21 protein-coding genes are annotated in these 22003 nt (G+C 36.0%); 5 read left to right on the forward strand and 16 right to left on the reverse strand.

Annotation, left to right across the window (positions count from 1 at the left end; all coding sequences use genetic code 11):
* Positions 1 to 149 precede the first annotated feature (149 nt).
* The gene (locus tag NSU17_RS03535; RefSeq protein ID WP_340433018.1) at positions 150 to 1088 is read left to right on the forward strand and encodes a glycerophosphodiester phosphodiesterase; all 939 of its coding nucleotides are present in this window, start codon (positions 150 to 152) and stop codon (positions 1086 to 1088) included.
* 84 nt (positions 1089 to 1172) lie between these two features.
* Here the strand turns inward: NSU17_RS03535 and NSU17_RS03540 are convergent, their stop codons facing one another.
* The 3 genes from NSU17_RS03540 to NSU17_RS03550 all read right to left on the reverse strand — a co-directional run bounded on the left by NSU17_RS03540 (position 1173) and on the right by NSU17_RS03550 (position 4397).
* Positions 1173 to 1616 (reverse strand): YlbF family regulator, encoded by a 444-nt coding sequence (locus NSU17_RS03540; RefSeq protein ID WP_340704292.1) that lies wholly within the window; start codon positions 1614 to 1616, stop codon positions 1173 to 1175.
* Positions 1617 to 1710: 94 nt separating this feature from the next.
* The gene (locus NSU17_RS03545) at positions 1711 to 3201 is read right to left on the reverse strand and encodes a UDP-N-acetylmuramoyl-L-alanyl-D-glutamate--2,6-diaminopimelate ligase (RefSeq protein ID WP_096550578.1); all 1491 of its coding nucleotides are present in this window, start codon (positions 3199 to 3201) and stop codon (positions 1711 to 1713) included.
* 146 nt (positions 3202 to 3347) lie between these two features.
* Positions 3348 to 4397 carry a CAP domain-containing protein gene (locus tag NSU17_RS03550; RefSeq protein WP_340704293.1) on the reverse strand — a complete coding sequence of 350 codons (1050 nt, stop codon included), beginning with the start codon at positions 4395 to 4397 and terminating at the stop codon, positions 3348 to 3350.
* Between the two features lie 145 nt (positions 4398 to 4542).
* Between NSU17_RS03550 and NSU17_RS03555 the strand changes: the two genes are divergently transcribed.
* Positions 4543 to 4905 (forward strand): YugN family protein, encoded by a 363-nt coding sequence (locus tag NSU17_RS03555; RefSeq protein WP_096550576.1) that lies wholly within the window; start codon positions 4543 to 4545, stop codon positions 4903 to 4905.
* Positions 4906 to 5023: 118 nt separating this feature from the next.
* Here the strand turns inward: NSU17_RS03555 and NSU17_RS03560 are convergent, their stop codons facing one another.
* The 6 genes from NSU17_RS03560 to coxB all read right to left on the reverse strand — a co-directional run bounded on the left by NSU17_RS03560 (position 5024) and on the right by coxB (position 10592).
* A complete protein-coding gene (locus NSU17_RS03560; protein ID WP_016837535.1) occupies positions 5024 to 5485 on the reverse strand; it encodes a DUF420 domain-containing protein in 462 nt (153 codons plus the stop codon).
* Positions 5486 to 5498: 13 nt separating this feature from the next.
* The gene (gene ctaG / locus NSU17_RS03565; RefSeq protein WP_340704294.1) at positions 5499 to 6437 is read right to left on the reverse strand and encodes a cytochrome c oxidase assembly factor CtaG; all 939 of its coding nucleotides are present in this window, start codon (positions 6435 to 6437) and stop codon (positions 5499 to 5501) included.
* Positions 6438 to 6611: 174 nt separating this feature from the next.
* Positions 6612 to 6953, reverse strand: coding sequence for a cytochrome C oxidase subunit IV family protein (locus NSU17_RS03570; RefSeq protein WP_340704295.1), 342 nt, complete (start codon positions 6951 to 6953; stop codon positions 6612 to 6614).
* 1 nt (position 6954) lies between these two features.
* Positions 6955 to 7581, reverse strand: coding sequence for a cytochrome (ubi)quinol oxidase subunit III (locus NSU17_RS03575; protein ID WP_340705475.1), 627 nt, complete (start codon positions 7579 to 7581; stop codon positions 6955 to 6957).
* Complete coding sequence (locus tag NSU17_RS03580) at positions 7578 to 9470, reverse strand: cytochrome c oxidase subunit I (RefSeq protein ID WP_340704296.1); 1893 nt, start codon at positions 9468 to 9470, stop codon at positions 7578 to 7580. Before NSU17_RS03580 ends, NSU17_RS03575 begins: the two co-directional genes overlap by 4 nt.
* Before the next feature lie 45 nt (positions 9471 to 9515).
* Positions 9516 to 10592: a cytochrome c oxidase subunit II gene (gene coxB / locus NSU17_RS03585; RefSeq protein ID WP_340704297.1), complete on the reverse strand. Its 1077-nt coding sequence runs from the start codon at positions 10590 to 10592 to the stop codon at positions 9516 to 9518.
* A gap of 810 nt (positions 10593 to 11402) precedes the next feature.
* On the opposite strand from coxB, the gene NSU17_RS03590 reads away from it, so the two are divergent.
* On the forward strand, positions 11403 to 12332 hold the full coding sequence (locus NSU17_RS03590) for a COX15/CtaA family protein (protein WP_340704298.1): 930 nt from the start codon (positions 11403 to 11405) through the stop codon (positions 12330 to 12332).
* 226 nt (positions 12333 to 12558) lie between these two features.
* Here the strand turns inward: NSU17_RS03590 and pyc are convergent, their stop codons facing one another.
* Genes pyc through NSU17_RS03605 form a run of 3 tightly spaced genes read right to left on the reverse strand, consistent with a single transcriptional unit; the run spans position 12559 to position 17522 of the window.
* A complete protein-coding gene (gene pyc / locus NSU17_RS03595) occupies positions 12559 to 15996 on the reverse strand; it encodes a pyruvate carboxylase (RefSeq protein WP_340704299.1) in 3438 nt (1145 codons plus the stop codon).
* Positions 15993 to 17180 (reverse strand): FtsW/RodA/SpoVE family cell cycle protein, encoded by a 1188-nt coding sequence (locus tag NSU17_RS03600; protein ID WP_340704300.1) that lies wholly within the window; start codon positions 17178 to 17180, stop codon positions 15993 to 15995. The genes pyc and NSU17_RS03600 overlap by 4 nt, the downstream gene beginning before the upstream one ends.
* A 54-nt stretch (positions 17181 to 17234) precedes the next feature.
* Positions 17235 to 17522, reverse strand: a complete 288-nt coding sequence (locus NSU17_RS03605) for a YlaN family protein (RefSeq protein WP_016837544.1) — start codon at positions 17520 to 17522, stop codon at positions 17235 to 17237.
* A gap of 178 nt (positions 17523 to 17700) precedes the next feature.
* On the opposite strand from NSU17_RS03605, the gene NSU17_RS03610 reads away from it, so the two are divergent.
* Both NSU17_RS03610 and NSU17_RS03615 read left to right on the forward strand, forming a co-directional pair.
* Positions 17701 to 18201 (forward strand): hypothetical protein, encoded by a 501-nt coding sequence (locus NSU17_RS03610; RefSeq protein ID WP_016837545.1) that lies wholly within the window; start codon positions 17701 to 17703, stop codon positions 18199 to 18201.
* Positions 18202 to 18211: 10 nt separating this feature from the next.
* Positions 18212 to 18415, forward strand: coding sequence for a YlaI family protein (locus tag NSU17_RS03615; protein WP_016837546.1), 204 nt, complete (start codon positions 18212 to 18214; stop codon positions 18413 to 18415).
* A 97-nt stretch (positions 18416 to 18512) separates the two neighbouring features.
* Here the strand turns inward: NSU17_RS03615 and NSU17_RS03620 are convergent, their stop codons facing one another.
* From NSU17_RS03620 to NSU17_RS03635, 4 genes are all read right to left on the reverse strand, one after another.
* On the reverse strand, positions 18513 to 19307 hold the full coding sequence (locus tag NSU17_RS03620; RefSeq protein ID WP_016837547.1) for an ABC transporter permease: 795 nt from the start codon (positions 19305 to 19307) through the stop codon (positions 18513 to 18515).
* The gene (locus NSU17_RS03625; RefSeq protein WP_016837548.1) at positions 19297 to 20061 is read right to left on the reverse strand and encodes an ABC transporter ATP-binding protein; all 765 of its coding nucleotides are present in this window, start codon (positions 20059 to 20061) and stop codon (positions 19297 to 19299) included. The genes NSU17_RS03620 and NSU17_RS03625 overlap by 11 nt, the downstream gene beginning before the upstream one ends.
* 1 nt (position 20062) lies before the next feature.
* Positions 20063 to 21052, reverse strand: a complete 990-nt coding sequence (locus NSU17_RS03630; RefSeq protein WP_340704301.1) for an ABC transporter substrate-binding protein — start codon at positions 21050 to 21052, stop codon at positions 20063 to 20065.
* A 552-nt stretch (positions 21053 to 21604) separates the two neighbouring features.
* On the reverse strand, positions 21605 to 21970 hold the full coding sequence (locus NSU17_RS03635) for a YlaH-like family protein (protein WP_016837559.1): 366 nt from the start codon (positions 21968 to 21970) through the stop codon (positions 21605 to 21607).
* Between the last annotated feature and the right edge of the window lie 33 nt (positions 21971 to 22003).

The raw sequence follows: 22003 nt of genomic DNA on the forward strand, positions 1-22003 counted from the left end.
CCATATAGTTATTTTTGATAGCAACTGACATTCGTGACATGATGTAACAATTTCCGTTATAATCATCTTTATAAGATGTAATCTATACAAGTAATGATTATAGAAATCCTATTCGTTAATATATAGAAGCTCGTAAAGGAGGCCTAGTCATGGGTAAAAAAACGAAACTGGCACTGGCTATTGCCGCCGCAAGTGCAGCAGCATGGGCTGGAAGTAAAGCTTTTCTAAAACCCCAAAAACGTGAAGGAAAAGAAGTATTAAGCATGGATATACCTGTCGTCTTAGCTCATAGGGGCGGTGCACTAATCGCACCTGAACATACAATGATTGCTTTTGAAAAATCCTTTGAACTCGGGGTAGATGGTTTTGAAATTGATATACGATTAACAAAAGACGAAGAGATTGTTGTACTTCATGATGAAACAATTGACCGCACTTCTGATGGAATGGGTGCTGTAAAAGATTTTACCCTAGAAGAACTAAAAAACTTTAATTTTGGTTTCCATTATAAAGATAACAATGGAAATTTCCCTTATCGCAATCAAAAAGTAGAAATCGTAACGTTAAGAGAGTTATTTGAAAAGTTCCCAAATATGTTTATTAACATCGATATTAAAGATAGTCCAGAAACTTATGAAGGTAGTTTAATGCCTTCGAAACTTTGGAGATTGATTGAAGAATATAACGCAGAAAATCGAGTGGTGGTAACGAGCTTCTATAGTGAACAAGTGGATCGTTTTAATTTGTACGCCCAAAACCGAGTCGCATTAGGAGCTGGAGAATCGGATGTCCGAAAAGCGTTTGCAGCATTCACAAGCCAATTGGGTCATCTTTATCATCCAAAAGTAGATGTTTTTCAAATCCCGATAAAATCTGGAAGGTTCTCTTTAGACTCACCGAAATTTATCGCCTTTTTAAACAATTTAAATATCCCTGTCCATTATTGGGTAATTGACGATGAAGAATTGATGAGAAAACTACTAGATAATGGCGCACAAGGCATCATCACCGACCGGCCAGATATTGCTGTTCCCCTCGTTCGGGATTGGGTAGAACACCATAAAGAAAAAGGGGAAAATCTTTCATAAAGTCTTTGAATTCTTCAAATTAAAAACGGCTTAAGCATTAATAACTTAAGCCGTTCATTTATAAACTAAATAGATCACACGAAATCAAGCTGAACAGGAGCAGTTTCCACCTAATCCGCAGCCACCTGAGCTGCAAGATGTTTCAAAAAATGGGTTGCTAACTGGAACTTTAACCGCTTCAGAAACAGACTTTCCGATAATAAGACTTATTTCATCCAGCATATCTTGCAGCTCATTTTCTGCAAGCTTTAAATTCGCTACTTTTTCATCAAGATCCAGCTCTCTCTTCAACTTCCTGATTTCTTTCATAATTGTATGGTAATCGGGATGATATTTGCCAAAGCGTTGTACATCCTCGTACTGCACTTTCATTCGATTAAATGCGGCAATTTTTTCAACTAATACTCTATCACTATATACCGCATGATGAGCTTGTTGATAATTGCGTACGGGCTCAGAATTGAGAATCATTGAGCTTAACGCATCCGCTTCATCTAAAATGAAGGCCCATTCTGATGTCATCATCATCATTTATTCCTCCAATCTGTACATCTATCATAGCAAAATTTGAACAAAGTTTAAATTTGCAATTCTTGTTTTCTTGACCTTCATTTTGAAATTATTAAGACTGGCAATCATCCACTTTATTTTTTAACGATTTAGTTAGTACAGATTGCACACACTCATAATCGGAAAAATAAATCTCCTTATCTTTAAACGTTTGTGTCGTTTCATGGCCTTTACCCGCAATAACAATCGTATCTCCTTCTTTTGCAGATACAATCGCCTTCTCTATAGCTTCTGCCCGATCTAAAATCATTTCATATTTTTGAGTGGATATAAAACCAGCTGCAATTTGAGAATTAATATATGCAGGATCTTCACTTCTTGGATTGTCTGTTGTTAAATAAATCATATCTGCATACTTTGTAGCTACTGCTCCCATTTTAATTCGTTTATGTTTATCTCGATCTCCACCACAACTAAAGACTAATATTAAATCACCTTTGGCAGTTTTTCTTAATGTTTTCAATATTGCTCTAAGTGCTGCTTCTGTATGGGCATAATCGATATAAATAGACAAATTTAAATGGTTTGGAATGGACTCAAGCCGACCTTTAGGCAATCGCAACTGCTCTGCCGCTTCACAAATATTTTCGATAGAAAAGCCTAATTCGCATACTGTCGTAATAGCTGCAATAGCATTTTGCAATTGATGTTCTCCTACGAATGGCAGTGTAAATACTTTTTGACCTTTATCGCTCTGTAAACAGCAAGTGGAATGATGATTTCCCTCTGCTAATAGTTGCAATTGATAATTTACACGATTTCCAAGACCAAAGTAAGTTTTTTTCTTTTTCGATTGCAAGCCTACTGTGCGGCAAAATGAATCATCACCATTTAGTACTAATTTATCTGCTAGTTGAGCCAAAATTTGTTTTGATTGTTTATATTTCTCGTAAGATCCGTGATCTTCAATATGATCTTCCGTTAAATTTAAAAATACGCCAATATCAATATCACAATCATCTAGTCGATGAGTAGATAACCCCATGGAAGATGCTTCTAGTACGACATATTGAACTTTATTGCGTACTGCATATTGCAATATTTTGTGTAAATGTTTTGGTTGTAGCGTTGTTAATACTTCATATTCTATTTGTAATTCTTCACCATTTATAAAAACTCCATTCGTTCCAATTACCATTACTTTTTTATGTAGTGCTTGTAGTAATTGACCAATAAAATGACTCACAGTCGTTTTTCCATTCGTCCCTGTAATGGCAATCACTTGCATCGCTTCTGCCGGAAATCGATAAATTTTTGCAGCACTAAATGACATGAATTTTAAACAGTTTGGTACCCAAATAAGTGGAACGGATAACTTTAATTGATCAAGCTGTGTTTCATCTTCAATGACAACTCCAACTGCTCCATTTTTTACAGCTAAATCAATATACTGATATCCATCAAATTTTCTTCCTTTTCGTACAACAAATAAGTCACCTGGTTTTACATGTTGTGCATAGTCTTCAACGCCCTTTACTTCTACACGGATGGAACCGCCTTTTACCGTACATGGCCAATCTTTCAATAATTCTGCTAATTGCACTGTGTCACTCCTTTTCCCTATCATATGCCTAGGTCGTTAATGTGACACTGTCAGAAAAGGGTTCGCAGCAATCAGTATGCGACCATTTATAAAAAAAAGCCACCATTGTCCCTGTGGGATATGGTGAACTTTTATTTAATGGCTCATTATTTATCAAGAAAGATTTGAGTATAATAATTAATGAAAACGCCTGATCCTACATGAGTGAAATCATCATTCAAAATTAATTGACGATGATCTTCCGAATTGAACCAACCGTGGGCAGCTTCAATAGCGTCAAAATAAGCAGTTGCCAAGTTTTCGCCAGCTTCATTATATGAAACAGAATGAGATTCCAATCTTTCTTTTAACGAACCAAATTTTGGCGATTCATGGGAAACATAGTTTTCGGTATACATTTCTTCACTATGCTCCATCGCTACAATGCTTGTGTCCACATCCCATTCTAAAGCTGGCAAGTGTTCATACTGCCTGAAAACATTCACAATATCAAACAATTGCCTTGAATATCCTTCATTGCTTTGTTGAAGGACATATGAATTTAAGTTTGGCGTTGGTATTAAATCTCCTACAAAAGTCATCTCATATGGTCTATGCTTCACAAGCGTTTCACTATTTAGAAAACGAATTCCAATTAAAGTGTCGGTGAATTGATCAATATATAATTGAGCAAAAACTTCGTCAAATTTTACTAAAATCCGGGTGTGCATATCGTATTCCGTCAAAGAAAAGGTATAAATATTTTCACCAATATTGACAGTAATTTCCGGATTCACAATCGTCATTCGATAAATTTCATCAAGAGTCTGGCCAATTTTATATGGCGTTACATCCAATTTTTCTCCTGCTATGTACGCTTGGACAATCTTCCCGCGTTCCACTCCAAACATTGCAATGGATTTATTATCATAATTATAAACCCACCATTCATAACCAAAAGCACTTTTATCAATTCGACTCGGTTCACCAAAGTCCTTGTATAGCTTTTTACTTTCTTGATTTATGTATGTAGAAATTCCTGTTTCAGGTCTTGGCAAGGCATCCTCAAACCCCTCCGGAACGACTGTTTTAGGAATTACCGTTGACTTAGAATTTGGACCCTCCAAAGGTTTTAATTCATCGGTTGAATCCGATGTATAATAATACAGAATGGCTAAAGAAAAAAGGACGATCAATATTCGAAAAAGAGTTTTCATACGATTCATATCCTTTGCTATAATGGTTTCATTATACTAAATTTATCTTGTATGACACAATGTTGTCATTGCAACTCTTGAGAAATTGCACTATTATAAAATTATGCGTAAAATTTTGTGCGATGTAACTAAAGGAGGAACATTCATGTATTTCGAAAACAAAACGCTTGAAGATATAGTAGTAGACCAAGCAGTACTTGTTGATATTATGGAAAAAAACGGTTTAGAATGCCATGGCGCATGGGACTATGATCGTATGACATTTGACAAACGCTTCGATATAAAAGAAGGCCGTTATTATCTACGCGTATTCTGCACAGCAATTTCAGGTGACTGCGGAAATAACACTGCAACTTTAAAAATCTTAAAACCTGCACTTGGTAAATATTATTATCCACATGGTGTAGAATACGGTGATGATGAAGTATTCCCAGCACATTTAGTAAAAAAATGTGAAACGATTTTAGAAAATGTGAAAAAAGATTTAGCCGAATTAGGCATCGCATAATGCACTCATATATTCATTTATTTTACAAAAGAGGCGGTTGAATAGCCTCTTTTTATTTTTGCTTCAAATTTTACTTAAAAAATAGAAATAAAAAAAGGAGCTATTAAATTAGCTCCTATTAAAATCCAAATATTGCTTTAATGACAGAAGTCGTTTCTCCACCTTCATAAATAACATATAGAAGTAAATAGACAATAACGCCTGTAATAGCAGTAAAGAACCATATAATACTCGTAATCGGTCCTAGTCGATTATGAGTTCGATATTTTTCCCTTAATCCTGTCACAATGCTAACAATACCGAAAACAGCTCCTACTGTAGCTAATAGGATATGGAAAAATAAGAAAAACGTATAATATATTTTTAACTCTTCCGGTCCACCAAAAGAAGTATTACCAATAAAGATAGTTCGACTAGCATAAATAATAAAGAATATTAATGCACTAACACCAGCTGCTAACATTACTTTTTTATGTGCTTCTTTTTTTCCTTTAATGATTAGCCCCCATCCAATTGCAACTAAAATTGCACTTATTACGATGAAAGCTGTGCTAATTGTTGGTAAAATTGGTACACCCATACATTACAAACTCCTATTCATAATATTGATTTCTTTTTTTCGCTTGAAACTCACTATATGCTTTCGCAGTAATTTCTTCTTCACTAATTTTGTGTTCATCTCTCCACCAGTCGATGAATACAAAATACAACAAAATTCCTAAAATTATTTCTTGGATAATTTTCATAAGTACTCCGCCCAATTGTTGGTCACGAATTGGCGATAAATTCGTAAACAATTCTGGACCAGATAGTTGAACTGTTGTACTTATACTAGCTAGAGTTTGATCCGGCACACATAGAGCCATTGCTCTTAACCATGCTTCTCCATCAGTATATGTTGCATAGACCGGATCTTTTGTAAAAATAATTAATGCACAAGCAGGAGTTATTACAACAGCTGTAGCAATGATATATCCAATCTTGTACAACCCTTTTAATTTCGGTTGCCCTGGCACTTCATTCACAAGTGGCCAGTACATAAAAAAGGCAGATAAAAACAATACAAGACTAGCTAAACCATGTAAAGTTTCATCAATTTTAATGTAGTCAAATACTAAAGGAATATGGTATACAGAGAAAGTTAATGCAAACCCCAGTACCGAAACGATCGGATTTGTAAACACTTTAATTAGTTTATTGACTACCGGAAACCCAACTACGACTTTCCAAACCCACCATGGAATTCCTTTAATAATCAATATTGGTAGTAATAGCAAATAAAAGGCCATTTGAACCATATGCATTGTAAACGTTATATTCGACATTAAATCAATCGGCGATCCTTTTATTACATATAAAAGCACGATTCCTAAAACAAAGTAAATCGCCTCTCGTTTCTTCAATGGTTCACTCTCTTTAAAATCACTTCTCCAACGAATTGTAATGAGAAAATAGACAATGACTAAAAAAATCAATGTCCCAATCATATATGGGCTCCACAAAGCTTGAAACCCAAATATACTTAAAGGCATATTATCGCTCCTTAAAACCAAGTAGTAAAAATAGCAAAGTTCTATTGACATTATATCATTATTTCACTATACGAAATGTAATAAAAAGGCCATCTTTTTGAAGAAAATATGATATTTTTCAAAAGTAAATATATGTAAGAATGGCTGCCTAGAAATTCTAGACAGCCATTTTCATTACCACCAAATAATTGTGTTAAATGCCAAGAAGAATGTGAATGCAATGACAGCTCCTACCCATACAAAAGTGGAGATTACACCGATAAAAGGTGCATGTTTATCATCCATATGCATGAAGGAATATAGTTGTAATACAACTTGAATACCAGCTAATAGTAAGATCACTGGTTTAATAAAAGTTGGTGCAAAGTCAGCAACAACTGTTGCAAATGCAACAAATGTTAAGAAAATCATAATCGCAAAATTAATAACTTGCTTGCGCAGTTGTACTGCGCTTTTTCTGCGATCAAATTCGTATTGGGACTGGCTTCTACCTTGAATCTCAGTATCGTGACTCATATTATCCTAACACCCCCATGAGGTATACTACCGTAAAGATGAATACCCAAACAACGTCAATAAAGTGCCAATAAATGGACGCTACAAAGTATTTAGGTGCGTTGTATAGATTCAGACCACGTCTAGCATTACGGACGATTAAGCAGATCATCCAAACTAATCCGATAATCACGTGAAGACCGTGCGTTCCTACAAGCGTAAAGAATGCTGAAGAGAACGCAGATTGAGTATAACCAAAACCAATGTGTACATAGTGATAGAACTCATAAATTTCAAGGGCAAGGAAGCCAAGTCCAAGAAGAACTGTTACTCCAGTCCAAAGTTGAACCCCTTTGAAATTATAGTTTTTCAAATGATACATCGCATATACAGAAGTTAATGATGATGTTAAAAGGAACATCGTCATCACAAAGGCCAATGGTAATTCAAATAGTTCTTGAGATGTGAACTGCATACCTGCTGGACCTTTGTTTCTCAAAGAAATGTATGTTGCAAATAAACTTGCGAATAACACAATATCGCTACAAATGAAAATCCAAATACCTACGTACTTATTTTTACCTTCAAGTGTTGCTTGTTCTGGGTGTTCTGGCCAAGTTTGAGGGGTGAATTTAGTATTTAGCATTATTTATTTCCCCCTTTTCCATAAAGCTCATTTTCAATTGCAATAATTTCTTCTGCATGTAAGTGATATCCTAAATCATCTTTTACTGAACGAACAATCATTGCAAGTACAGTAATACCAAGTCCAATTACCATTACTGGTACTGACCAAGATACTCCATCTGGATGATATAATGCACCAAATGCAGCAATGAATAATCCGATGGACATAATAAGCGGTAAAATTGAGTTATTTGGCATATGAACATCGCCAAGTGGCTCTGCATATGTCATGCCTTCCGGATTTCCTTCTTGTTTTTCAATCCAATATGGGTCAAATCCACGAACAAGTGGAGTTTGTTTAAAGTTATAGAATGGAATAGGAGTTTTTAATGCCCATTCTAAAGAACGTCCGTCTCCCCAGTAATCGCGGCAGTTTAATGGTTCAGATTTAATTGATAACAACATGTTAATAACCATTAGCACTACACCAATTGCCATCATAATCGCACCGATGGATGAAATGAAGTTGAATAAATCCCAACCTTGACCTTCCATGTAAGTGAATACGCGGCGTGGCATACCCATTAATCCAAGGAAGTGCTGTACAAAGAATGTTAAATGGAATCCGATAAAGAAAATCCAGAATGTCCAATAACCTAATTTTTCGTTCAATGCACGGTTGAAGAATAACGGCCAATAGAAGTGGAATGATGCAAAGATTGCCGTTACGATACCACCAACGATTACGTAGTGGAAGTGTGCAACGATAAAGTATGAGTCGTGTAATTGATAGTCAAGTGGTGCAGTTGCCTGCATTACACCTGTTACCCCACCAGCAACGAAAGATGGGATAAATCCTAAAGCGTAAATCATTGGTACAGTAACTTTAATTGAACCGCCCCAAATTGTCAGAATCCAGTTAAATACTTTCATACCTGTTGGAACAGCAATCGCCATTGTTGCAACTGCAAAAATAGCGTTAGCTGTTGCACCAAGACCAGTTGTAAACATGTGGTGAGCCCAAACCATGAATCCTAAGAAACCGATTAAGATTGTCGCGAATACCATTGAAGAATATCCGAATAAGCGTTTGCGAGCAAATACCGGAATAATTTCTGAGAATAAACCGAATGCTGGTAAAATTAGAATATACACTTCAGGGTGACCGAAAATCCAGAATAAGTGCTCCCAAATAATCGTGTTACCACCCATTGTATGATCGAAGAAGTTAGCATCGAACATACGGTCAACTAACATTAAGAATAAACCAACCGTTAATGGAGGGAAACCGAATAAAATTAATGTACTTGAAATTAGTGTAGTCCAAGTAAACATTGGCATACGCATAAACGTCATACCAGGTGCACGCATTGTAATGATTGTAACGATAAAGTTAATACCGGAAATTAAAGTACCCGCACCAGAAATTTGTAAACCTAAAACATAGAAATCAATACCATGTCCAGGTGAATAAAGAGATAATGATGCATATGAAGTCCATCCTGCATCAGGTGCTCCACCCATAAAGAATGATAAGTGCAAGAATGTAGCACCTAAGAAGAATAACCAAAATCCTAATGAGTTCAGGAATGGGAATGCTACGTCACGAGCACCAATTTGTAAAGGTACAACCATGTTCATAAAGCCGAATAATAGTGGTGTTGCTGCTAAAAAGAGCATTGTTGTACCGTGCATTGTTAATAACTCATTGAAAGTACCGGCAGAAATAAAGTCGCTATTTGGAAACATTAGTTGAATGCGCATTAAAAGCGCTTCAAAACCTGCGATAGCAAAGAATAATAGCCCAGAGAATAGGTACAACACCGCAAGTTTTTTATGGTCAACAGTTGTTAAATAATCCCAAATAACCGCACCCACGCCCTTTTTCTTTGTGACTGCTACTGAGCTCACAACTTTAACCTCCTTAATTAATCTCTATCTATATCTTTTAAATGATTATTTTTCAACTGATAAGCTCATTAAGTAATCAGCTACAGCACTTACTTCCTCATCAGTTAATTCTTTATACATGTCAGTCATTAAGTTGCCTGGTTTATACTTTTCAGGATCTTTAATCCATGCTTCTACGTTCTCTTTCGTATGCTCTAAGAATCCTGCAACACGGTTGCGATCACCAAATGTTGCTAAGTTAGGACCCAATGCACCAGCAGGGCCAACAGCAGATACTGCGTGACATCCTAAGCAATTTTGAGCAAATACTGCTTCACCTAAATCTGTTGAATCAGCAGAAGCTGTTTTACCTTCTGTAGCTTGCATAGCAGCTACCCAAGCATCAAAGTCTTGACGATTTAATGATTTTACTTTGAAATCCATTAATGCGTGAGAAGGACCGCAAAGTTCAGCACATTTTCCGTACCATACACCTTCTCCACCGTTTAAGCCTGCAGATTCTTTATCGAATACTAGATAGAATTTATTTACGTTTTCAACGTTAGTATCCATTTTTCCGCCGATTGCTGGAATCCAAAATGAGTGTTTAACGTCAGCTGCTATTAAGTTGAAGTAAACCTTTTCATTTGTCGGAACAACTAGTTCTTGAGCAGTGACAATACCATATTCAGGATATTCAAATTCCCACCAATATAATTTTGCAGTAACATTTACTGTTAATGCAGTTGGATTACCGTCCTCATCCACTTCATCCATTGCAGATACATCGGCAAATTTGTAAGTAGCCAAAACAGTTGGAACAGATAAAATTAATAAAAGAATAATTGGGATTACTGTCCAAATTACTTCTAAAGTGTGGCTACCTTCCACTTGTTTTGGCATGTAATCTTCGCCGAGTTTAGAGCGACGGAACTTCGCGAAAGCAAGTAAATAAAGAACAGAAACTACTACAACTACTAACGTCATGATGCTTGTAGCTAGTAATAGTAGATTAAATTGCTCTTTTCCGACAGCACCGGATGGTCGAAGTGCAGAAATATACTCTTCACCACAGCCCGATAAAATAATAGCAAATGCTGCTAATAACGGGAAAAGAGACCATTTTTTAAGCCCTTTCTTCATAGCTTAATTAAACCCCTCTTTCTTTTGATTGTCTTGTCTAACAGGACATTATGGCTCTATCTATTTGAATTCTTTATTGAAGAAAGAATCCCTGATGGTATAAAACTGTTAATTAATTAGTGAATTTTTTACTGTAATTCATATCATCAATCAAACTAATACAACATATACTTAGTATAAACAGTACTTAATCTAATAATGGTGCTTATTAAGTGCAAAAACCGCTATTTTATTTAGCAGTTTATACATAAAAATGAAACAATAACCATATTAACATACAATTTTCATTAGATGAATGACATTTTTTTAAAATAAAAATTTACATATAACTCCATGCATTTATGACAATACATCCCCTAATGAAAACACAGTTCCCCTAGAGCTCCATTTTCACTAGCTCTGAGTTTACTATGACGATCACTATAATGGCAAGAAAATTCAATGCCTCAAAATTTCAGCCCGCTTATTATTTCCCTCCTTTTTCCTTTCAAATTTGTAAGCTTTACTTACTAAATTCTACTATATCGAACTTTCTGCCAAATTTCTAGTTTATAAGGTGAATTTTGTGTGAAACACCAAGTTCAATGACCTTAATCTCTACTTTACTACAAAGCATATTATAAGGAACTATCAATTAATAGTATTTTTGTGAAATCTTTTTCACATTTCTGTGAACAGTTTGTGAAATTTCATAACAATGATTTCGAGCGAATTCTTTGAAGTTGTCTTTTTTGTATGAATTCGCTATCATCATAAAAGCATAGCTTTTTTCATGCAATTTTTACAGAGTATAAAAGTAGGTGTCAATTAATGCAACACAGGTATTATTGGATATTAAAATGGGTTGCAGTAGCTACTACCCTTGGTATGTTGCTTATTCTATTAGGGGGAGCTCTCGTAACAAAAACGGATAGCGGTTTAGGCTGTGGTCGAAATTGGCCAGATTGTAACGGATCATTGATTCCAAAAGAAATTACTACTGAAGTGTTGATTGAGTTTTCTCATCGCTTTGTTACTGGGGCAGTCTCCATCCTCGTTTTAATATTAGTTTTTTGGACATGGAGATCTCTCAGTCACGTTAAGGAAGTTAAATTTTTAGGATTTCTAGCAATCTTTTTCCTTGTATTGCAAGCATTAATTGGTGCTGCCCAAGTGCTTTGGGGACAAGGCGATTTTATTTTAGCCCTGCACTTTGGTATTTCCCTTATTTCCTTTGCAGCCGTAATGTTGCTCGCAATGATTGTTTTCGAAGTCGATCAGAAATTTGATGCTGATCGGGTTATTATTCGTAGAAAATTAAAGTGGCATACCATTGGTGTTACCCTTTATTCATACATAGTAGTATATACCGGAGCGCTAGTTAGACATACAGGATCAAGTTTAACATGCCCTAGTTGGCCGTTTTGCTATAACGATAAACCATTTAGTTTACCTAGCAAAGTGTATGAATGGGTGCACATGGGGCATCGTTTAGCCGCATTATTAATTTTCATTTGGATTTTATATATTATGATTCATGCCATTAAACATTATAAAGAGCAACGGGTTATTTATTGGGGCTGGATTATCGCGTTTATTCTTGTTGCTTTGCAAATTATTGCAGGCATGTTCATTATCTTGACTCAATTAAATTTAGTTGTGTCCTTACTGCATTCATTGTTTATTACACTATTGTTCGGACTGTTATGTTATATGATTTTATTAGTTGCCCGTAGTTCTTATAACGAAAACAAAAGATAATTTTCATGTGGATTGTTCTCTTAATGAGAGGCAATCCATTTTTATTTCATTACTATTGAATTGAATCTTCAAACCCTTAAAGATATTCCCCAAGCCATAATTGCTATACTACTATATTTCTTACACTCTAGAGAATTTATCATCCAACTATTAAAAAATGAGCGAATTAGAAAACATATCGCTTTCTAAATTCGCTCCATTTATGAAATTTCCTACTATTCTTACATTATTCAAGTTCAATTAATAAGTCACCAGTTGAAATGGCATCGCCTGGTTTCGCATAAATTTCTTTAATAACCCCATCGTTAGGTGCTTGTACAGTCGTTTCCATCTTCATTGCTTCTGTAATTAATAAATGATCTCCACGTTTTACACGACTACCTTTTGATACAAGAACTTTTAATACCGTTCCAGGCATTGTTGCACCAATTTGATTTGGATTATTCGGATCTGCCTTAATAGCAATTGTTCCATCTGCTTCAACCGTTAAATCTTCAACTACGACTTCACGAGGTTGACCGTTAAATTCGAAGTAAATAACTCTCGTTCCATCGTGTTCTGCTTCACCAATCGATACTAATTTAATAATAAGTGTTTTTCCTTTTTCAATTTCTACTTCAATTTCCTCTCCGATTCTTAAACCATATAGGAATGAAGGCGTATCTAAAGCAGAAAGGTTGCCATATTTTTCAACAGCTTTAAAGTAATCTTCAACTACTTTTGGATAAAGTGCATAGGAGATAACATCTTTTTTCGTTAACGATTTGTTAACTTTTTTCTCCAGCTCTTCTTTCAATTTGTCAAAATCAACTGGTTCTAATAATTCACCAGGTCGAACTGTAATCGGGCTTCGATCTTTTAATATTACTTTTTGTAGTTCTTCAGGGAAACCACCGTGAGGCTGGCCTAAATATCCTTGGAAAAATTCAACTACAGAATCAGGGAAATCAATCGTTTTTCCTTTTTCTAAAATGTTTTCCTCATTTAAATCATTTTGAACCATGAATAATGCCATGTCGCCAACAACTTTGGATGATGGCGTTACTTTAACGATGTCGCCAAATAATAAGTTAACACGAGAGTACATCTTTTTCACTTCATCCCAGCGATCGGCAAGGCCAACTGCTTTCGCTTGTTGCTGTAGGTTACTATACTGGCCACCAGGCATTTCATGAACATAAATTTCTGAATGCGGGCTTTTCATGCCGCTCTCAAAATCTCGATAAAACTCTCGAACATCTTGCCAATAATATGATAATTGCTCAAGAGAATCGATATCCGCACGTACTTGTCGATTTGAGCCGCTCATGGCATAATAAAGTGTATTTGCACTAGGCTGAGATGTTAAACCTGCCATGGAACTTAATGCCGTATCAACAATATCAACACCCGCTTCAATAGCTTTTGCATATGTGTAAATTCCATTGCCGCTCGTGTCATGAGTATGCAAATGGATTGGCAAGTCTACAGCTTCTTTTAGTTCAGAAATAAGCACATAAGCAGCTTCTGGCTTCAATAATCCCGCCATATCTTTGATGGCTAAAATATGTGCTCCAGCTCGCTCCAATTCCATCGCCATTTCTTTATAGTATTGAATTGTATATTTCGAACGAGTTGGATCTAAAATATCGCCAGTATAACAGATAGCAGCTTCTGCGATTTTGCCTGTGTTTCGAACTTCATCGATGGCAATTTCCATACCTTTAATCCAGTTTAAGCTATCGAAAATTCGGAATACGTCAATTCCTGCATTTGCAGCTTCTTTAATAAATTCGCGAATTAAGTTATCTGGATAGTTTGTATAACCTACCGCATTAGCACCACGGAACAACATTTGGAATAATATATTCGGAATTTGTTCACGGAGTTTCACAAGTCTCTCCCATGGATCTTCTTTTAAGAAGCGGTAACTCACGTCAAATGTTGCTCCACCCCAAAGTTCTAATGAGAAGAAATTATGCAACATGCGAGCATTATAATCTGCAATTTTATACATATCTTGGCTGCGAACTCGGGTTGCTAAGAGCGACTGGTGAGCATCACGGAATGTTGTATCCGTTAACAATACATCTTGTTGCTCCTTAATCCAACGAACAACTCCCTCTGGACCTTGTTCGTCTAAAAGTTGTTTTGTTCCCCGTGGTATCTCAGTGTTTTTAATATCCAATTTCGGTTTTTTTGGTTTGACAAAAATCGGTTTCTTCTTTTTCTCAATTCCAGGGAAGCCATTTAATGTTACATCCCCGATATATTTCAATAACTTTGTACCGCGGTCTTTGCGTGTAGCAAAGTTAAATAATTCAGGGGTTGAATCAATAAAACTTGTATCAAAATCACCAGATAAAAACTTCTCATGTAAAACAACATTTGTTAAAAATGGAATGTTCGTTTTTACACCACGAATTCGGAATTCACGCAAGTTTCGATCCATTTTCGCAGCAGCTTCTTTAAATGTTCTACCCCAAGTGGAAATTTTGACAAGCAAAGAATCGTAATAAGGGGTTACAACAGCTCCTTGGAATCCGTTGCCTGCATCTAAGCGCACCCCGAATCCACCGCTTGAACGATAAACCATGATTTTTCCTGTATCCGGCATAAAATTATTTGCTGGATCTTCTGTTGTAACGCGAGATTGAATCGCATGTCCAAATAAAGGAATTTCACTTTGTTCAGGGATTCCGATTTCTTTGGAATGAAGATTGTACCCTTCTGCAATTTTAATTTGCGCATGAACAATATCAATGCCCGTAATCATTTCAGTGATCGTATGTTCTACTTGAATACGCGGATTCACTTCGATGAAATAGAAGTCGTCACCGGAAACTAAAAATTCTACTGTTCCAGCATTCACGTATTCAACGTTTTTCATCAACTTAACTGCAGCTTCACAAATGGAGTTTCTCAAATATTCTGAAAGCGAAATCGATGGCGCAATCTCTACCACTTTTTGATGACGACGCTGAATAGAACAATCTCGCTCATATAAATGAACGATATTGCCTGCTTTGTCCCCTAAAATTTGCACTTCTATATGTTTCGGTTTAATAATCGCTTTTTCCACGTATACTTCATCGGAACCAAAAGCAGCCTTTGCTTCTGATTTTGCCCTTTCATAGGCACTCTGTAATTCGTCTTTTGAATGCACCAATCGCATTCCTCGACCGCCACCGCCAAGCGCCGCTTTAATCATCACTGGATAACCTACATCATCTGCAAAGCGCTCTAATTCCTCAAAGGATGAAACAGGGCCATCGCTACCAGGAATAACTGGAATTCCCGCAAGAATTGCTTGTTCCCTTGCTTTCACTTTATCTCCAAAAATTTCTAAATGTCTAGAATTTGGACCGATGAAAATAATACCTTCTTCTTCACAGCGTTTCGCAAATTCAACATTTTCAGCTAAAAAGCCATAACCTGGATGGATGGCGTCTGCTCCTGATTCTTTTGCGATTTCAATGATGCCTTCAATATCTAAATAAGCATCGATTGGACCTTTCCCAACACCAACGATATAGGCTTCATCAGCTTTATAACGATGGTGTGAAGCACGATCCTCTTGAGAATAAATCGCAACTGTCTTAATGTCTAATTCATTGCAAGCTCGTAAAACACGAATTGCAATTTCCCCTCTGTTTGCCACTAATAATTTACGAATTTTTCTCATTGTGTCCCCCTAAGTTTTCTTTTTTCTAGTTTCTCATACATAGAAACATTGATTAATATGCCCATTGCGAAAGATAGAACCAATATAGATGATCCACCGTAACTAATGAATGGCAACGTTACCCCAGTTAATGGAATTAGTCCCGATAAACCACCTAGATTAGTAAAGGTTTGGATGGCAATCCAGCTAGCAATGCCCGCTGATATCATTCTTGCTAAAGGATCTTTCGTAAGCAAAGCAATCAAAATTCCTTTAAATACGATAAATCCTAAACCACCAAGTACAATAATAACGCCTAACAAACCCAATTCTTCCGCAATTACAGCCATTATAAAATCAGTTTGCGGTTCCGGTAAATACCCCAGTTTTTGTACGGATTGACCAAGACCTACACCTTCTAATCCACCAGAACCAATCGCCATATAGCCTCGAATGACTTGAAGGCCTGAACCTTGCTCATACTCAAATGGATTTAAAAAAGCTTTAATTCTCCCAATTCGATTTTCTGTAAAAATTGAATCCCTTTTAAATAACGCTAAAATTCCAATAATGGCTCCACCAAAAAGTGCTAATTCCGCAAAAAATTTAAAAAAGGTTCGTATGCGAATTCCACTTGCGGCAACAACTGCTATAGCGATGCCAGAAATAATAAGCACAGCTCCAATGTCAGTTTCATTTGCCACAAAAAAGATAATCGCAATCCATACTATAATGGGATAAATAATATGGTTTGGGTGTAAGTCTACCATCGGTGTTTTTAAACTTTTGTTATAAAAGGCACCGGCAAAATACAGTATGATTATCAGTTTTGCGAGTTCTGAAGGTTGGAATGACATAATTCCAAATAAATTAATCCAACTTCTTGATCCCGTCTCGGCTTCACCCGTACCAAATAGCAATAGCCAAAACATTAAAGTGATAATTAAGCCAACCATAAACATCATAATTTTTTTCCTACTATAATATTTATACGGGAAAAAAGCACCGAGAACAAAGGTAAAAAATGCAACCACTAAATTAAATAATTGTTTTTTATAATAATAATCCGGTTCTTTACCGTTGACAATAGCTACCATCATACTGGAACTATAAATCATGACAAGTCCAAATAAACATAGGAACACATATACGAAAAATAATGGATAATCAAAATTTCTAATATAGTATGAAATATATTTTCTCATAGTAAAGACCTCTTTTAGAAAAAAAACTCAAATCAAATCGATTTGAGTCTTCTGTTACTTGTTTGTGTTTGTATATGCTTCATGTAACAAGGACAATTCCTTTTCTAATGTATCCAAAATCTTCCTGCCTTGTTCACGTTCAATCAATCCCAACTTTACGGCGAAATCGATTTCACGGGATAAGCCAAACATTTGTGTATCCAACACTTCTTCATACAAAGGACACTGTGGCATCGTTAAATGGTCCATTTGCACTTTAATTAAACGAGCTATTTTATCTGCATCTTCCAATAACAATTCTAAAGCTTTTTCTTGGAAGGAAGCTTGTGTTTTTTTCTCCATGAGGACGCCCCCATTAATGTGATTTCTTCTATTCTATCTTTATAAAGTTTAGCTTTTAGCACATAAAAATGCAAGTAGCAAACAATAGGTAGAACCGTGATAAATGATTATTTCTTTATTAAGATAGAATCTAGCTGTATACTGATATATGTAAAATAGTTAAGGGGGATATTTAAAAATGGAAAGCATCATTCCAATTAAAGGTAAAGTCAAGTATAAATTAACATTAGATCCATCCGTATGGATTTTTGATGATCGCAGAATTGATTTAAAATCTTATTTCACCAATCCGAAACAAGAAGAAGATGAAGATTTAAAATACTTATTTAACATGGGAAAACACTGGTCCCGTGAAATCATGGAAGGTGCAACATTCCCTCCTACATTAAAAACTGAAAGAAAATTTGACCGTCAAGGTATGAAAACTGGTACATTCGGAATGGAAATTAAATATTTTTTAAATCACGCTGAAATTGAAAAAGATGCAACTACAATTGTATTTGAATGCAAAGATGGTTCGGAACATGCTTTTCCAATTGAAGAAGCATACAAATTTATTTTTAAATATAGCCAAGATGGTAAGCCGCTAACAGAGGATGGACCTGTTCATTTAATTTTTGGAGATGGTTCAAACGTGGACAATCCTATCAAAAATATTTCCGCTATCCGAGTGGAATAGGATTGAGTGTATGCGTGTCCAATGTGTACTTTGTGATACCATCCACGAACTGGAAGACGACTCACCATTGGCTAAAAAATTAAGAAATCGACCAATACACACATATATGTGTGAAACATGCAATGATCGCATTACAACGAAAACCCTTGAGCGATTAGCAACTGGAAAATTTCGATTTTTCCGCAGCTCATCCAGCATTGATGAAGAATTATAAAAAATATCCAATTAAACAACATATGACCTATTATGAAATTTACTCTATTTTCATAATAGGTCATTCTTTATCAAGAAACAGTGATTCCCTGTTGCTGTTATTCATTTTTAATTAATCTTTTCTCTAACATTTCAACCAATTGATACATGAGTGTTGCAAAAATCGCGATAATGAGCAACGACATTAACACGAGATTGAAATTAAACACTTGGAATCCGTAAATAATTAAATATCCAAGTCCTCGGGAAGAAACAAGGAACTCTCCAACAATAACCCCTACCCAAGAAAGGCCAACGTTTACTTTTAATGTAGAAATAATCGTTGGGAAAGAAGCTGGTAAAATCGCTTCCTTAAACATTTGCCATTTGGTTGCATTAAATGTTTGCAATACTTTTAAGTAATTGGCATCCACATTTCGAAAAGATGTGTAGATTACAATGGTTGAAATGATAACTGAAATGATTGCTCCCATCGTGATGATGGAAGTCATTCCTGGACCAAGCGCTACAATTAATATAGGTCCGAGTGCCACTTTTGGCATGGAATTTAAAACGACGAGATAAGGATCTAAAATTTTTGAAACAGTTGGGAACCACCAAAGTATGGCCGCTAAAATTGTTCCGATCAACGTTCCAAGAATAAACCCAAGAACTGTTTCAAATAAAGTATAGTTTATGTGGATAAATATCGTACCGTCTGATACCATATTCGTTAACAACTTAAATATTCTGGAAGGTGCACTAAATATGAGCGGATCAATCCAGCGTTTAGAAGAAGCCATCTCCCAAAGTACAAAAAATCCTACTAAAATGAAGAGCTGGTAAAACTTGATCCACCGTTTTTCCTTTGCTAACCGTTTTTTATATTGTAAATGAAGTTCTTTAATGTTCAAGATGTTCAAGCTCCTTCCATATTTGTTGGAATAATGGGGAGTAGCTTGAATGACTGCGAGCTTCAAATGGAGTTAACGTTCTAATTTCTTCAGGTATATCAAACACTTTATGAATTTTACCGGGTCTTGCGGAAAATAGATAGATACGGTCACTCATAGCTATAGCTTCACCTATATCGTGCGTAACAAGAATGGCCGTTTTATTATATTGCTTTAACATTTTTGAAACGAGATCCTCAAGCTTTAATTTTGACTGATAATCCAGTGCAGAAAAAGGTTCATCTAATAGCAAAATTTTCGGATCTACCGCAAGCGTCCTGGCTAGCGCCACCCTCTGTCTCATTCCACCAGATAGTTCTCTCGGATATTTTTTCTCCACTGGCGGTAACCCAACATCTTGCAATAATTTCGATGCAATGCTCATATCAACATGTTTGTTTAGTAGTTTTAATCCGAGTGTAATATTCTCTTCAATTGTCTTCCAAGGAAATAAATAATCTTGCTGAAGCATATAGCCAATGGATAACTCTTTATTTCCATACACTTGCTGATTTTCTATGAACACGTTTCCATAGGTCGGTTGAAATAATCCTGCTATTATGGATAACAATGTTGTTTTTCCACAACCACTCGGACCAATAAAGGAAACAAACTCTCCTTCTTCTATCGTTAAATGAATATCCCGTAACGCTTCCGTTGCCGCATCCTTTGAAAAATACGTATGGCTGACATGTTCTACAACTAAGAAACTCATATTACTTCGAAACCTTCTCTGCGAAAGTTGTATCTACTAGTTTCGAATAATCCATGCGCATCGGAAGTTCCCCTGCTTCATCCATAATGTCTTGCAAGTTATTCCACTCTTCTTCATCTAAAATTGGATCTTTGGCATAGGATTCTTGCTGGCGATAACGTTCTACAACTTGTGCAATCAATTCAATGTCCGTATCTTCAAAGAATGGCTGAATCGCTTTTGCCACCTCTTCTGCAGGTGCTTCATATACATAGTCTTGTGCTTTTTTAATAGCTCTTGTAAATTTCTCTGCCACTTCCGGATTTTTCTTTAAGTAGCTTTCTTTCGCCATAAACACCGTATATGGCACATGGCCGGATTCTGTACCAAAGGATGCAACTACATGGCCAATACCCTCTTTTTCAAACACACTTGCTGTCGGTTCGAATAGCTGTACGAATTCACCAGTACCGGATGCAAAGGCTGTTGCAATATTGGCAAATTCAATGTTTTGGATTAAATTCAGATCCTTTTGTGGATTGATTCCGTGTTTTTTAAGAACAAATTCTCCAACCATTTGCGGCATACCACCTTTACGTTGGCCAAGGAAAGTAGAACCTTTCAACATATCCCATGAAAATTCATCCATTTTCTCTCTAGACACTAAAAACGTACCATCTGTTTGAGTTAATTGAGCAAAGTTTTTTATCGGATCGTTAGCACCTTGAGCTGTCACATATATAGAAGTTTCAGCCCCTACAAGGGCAATATCTATCCCATCAGAAAGAAGTGCAGTCATTGTTTTATCCCCACCAGGGATAGTAGACAACTCTATTTCCAATCCTTCTTCTTCAAAATATCCATTGGAAATCGCAACGTATTGTGGTGCATAGAAAATCGAACGCGTTACTTCCCCTACTTTCACTTTTGTCATCTCTTTTTCTCCACAAGCAGCAAGGATAACCATTACCGCTGCCAGCAAGACAACAAGACTAATTTTCCACCATTTCATCCCTCTTACCTCCTTATTTCGTAGTTCTTTCAATTATCAAGAGTAGGTTATGCGAAGGAGAAAAGATGTGTGATTACCTAAAGATGGGAGAAAAATTCAATTTTGAGCGGATACTTTCTCCTCTTGAGTGGATAGCACACCGGCATGTGTAGATACGCTCCTTGCTTGTGCGAATACCACTCTCGCTCGTGCACATACTCTCCCTGCTCGTGAAAATGTCCTCTCCTCTCGTACAAATAGCATACTTGGGGTAGATACTCTCTCCCCCACACATACAAATTCCTTATTTCTGTGACATCTCTAACTACTTATAATGTTTAACATTTACTCTATTTACCAAAAAAGAGCGAATTGGGAAAACACAACGTTTTCTCAATTCGCTCTTCATCTAAGCTCATTTTTTCTGTGACGTGACAGGGATTCTACTTAAAAGACACTGCTACTTGCAAATTCATTCATAGGTGTTGTAATTGAATAGCGATAGAATCCCTAATCAATAATAAACTACCTAATATTCTAATGCATCTGGAATCACATTTTTCCACATACAAATTAAGCTTCTTGTTCTTCCTTCTTCTCTCGCCATAAACGAATTTTATAAAGAATTAATACAAGTGCTGCAACAATTAATCCTTCAATCATTGGCAAGAAAATCGCAAAGAATGTCAGAAGAATACAACCTAAAAATAGGAAAATATAAATAATTATATTTTTACCTAAACTAAGTTTTTTCGCAAAACCGAGTTTATACACGATTGCAGATAAGATGAAAACTAAGAAAAAGATAATATATCCTGCAGTTGTATTGCTTGGAGCACTTTCGTAAACATAACGAGTAATCGGTGACATGCGATTAAACACTCGTTCTGTATCACTAAGTACTGGTGCAGACGCTAATATCAAACTGAAAAGCTTCAATTCGAACAACACCTTTCATACTTTAAAAGAAAG

It is taken from the genome of Ureibacillus sp. FSL K6-2830, assembly GCF_038004145.1.
Lineage (GTDB): Bacteria > Bacillota > Bacilli > Bacillales_A > Planococcaceae > Ureibacillus > Ureibacillus thermosphaericus.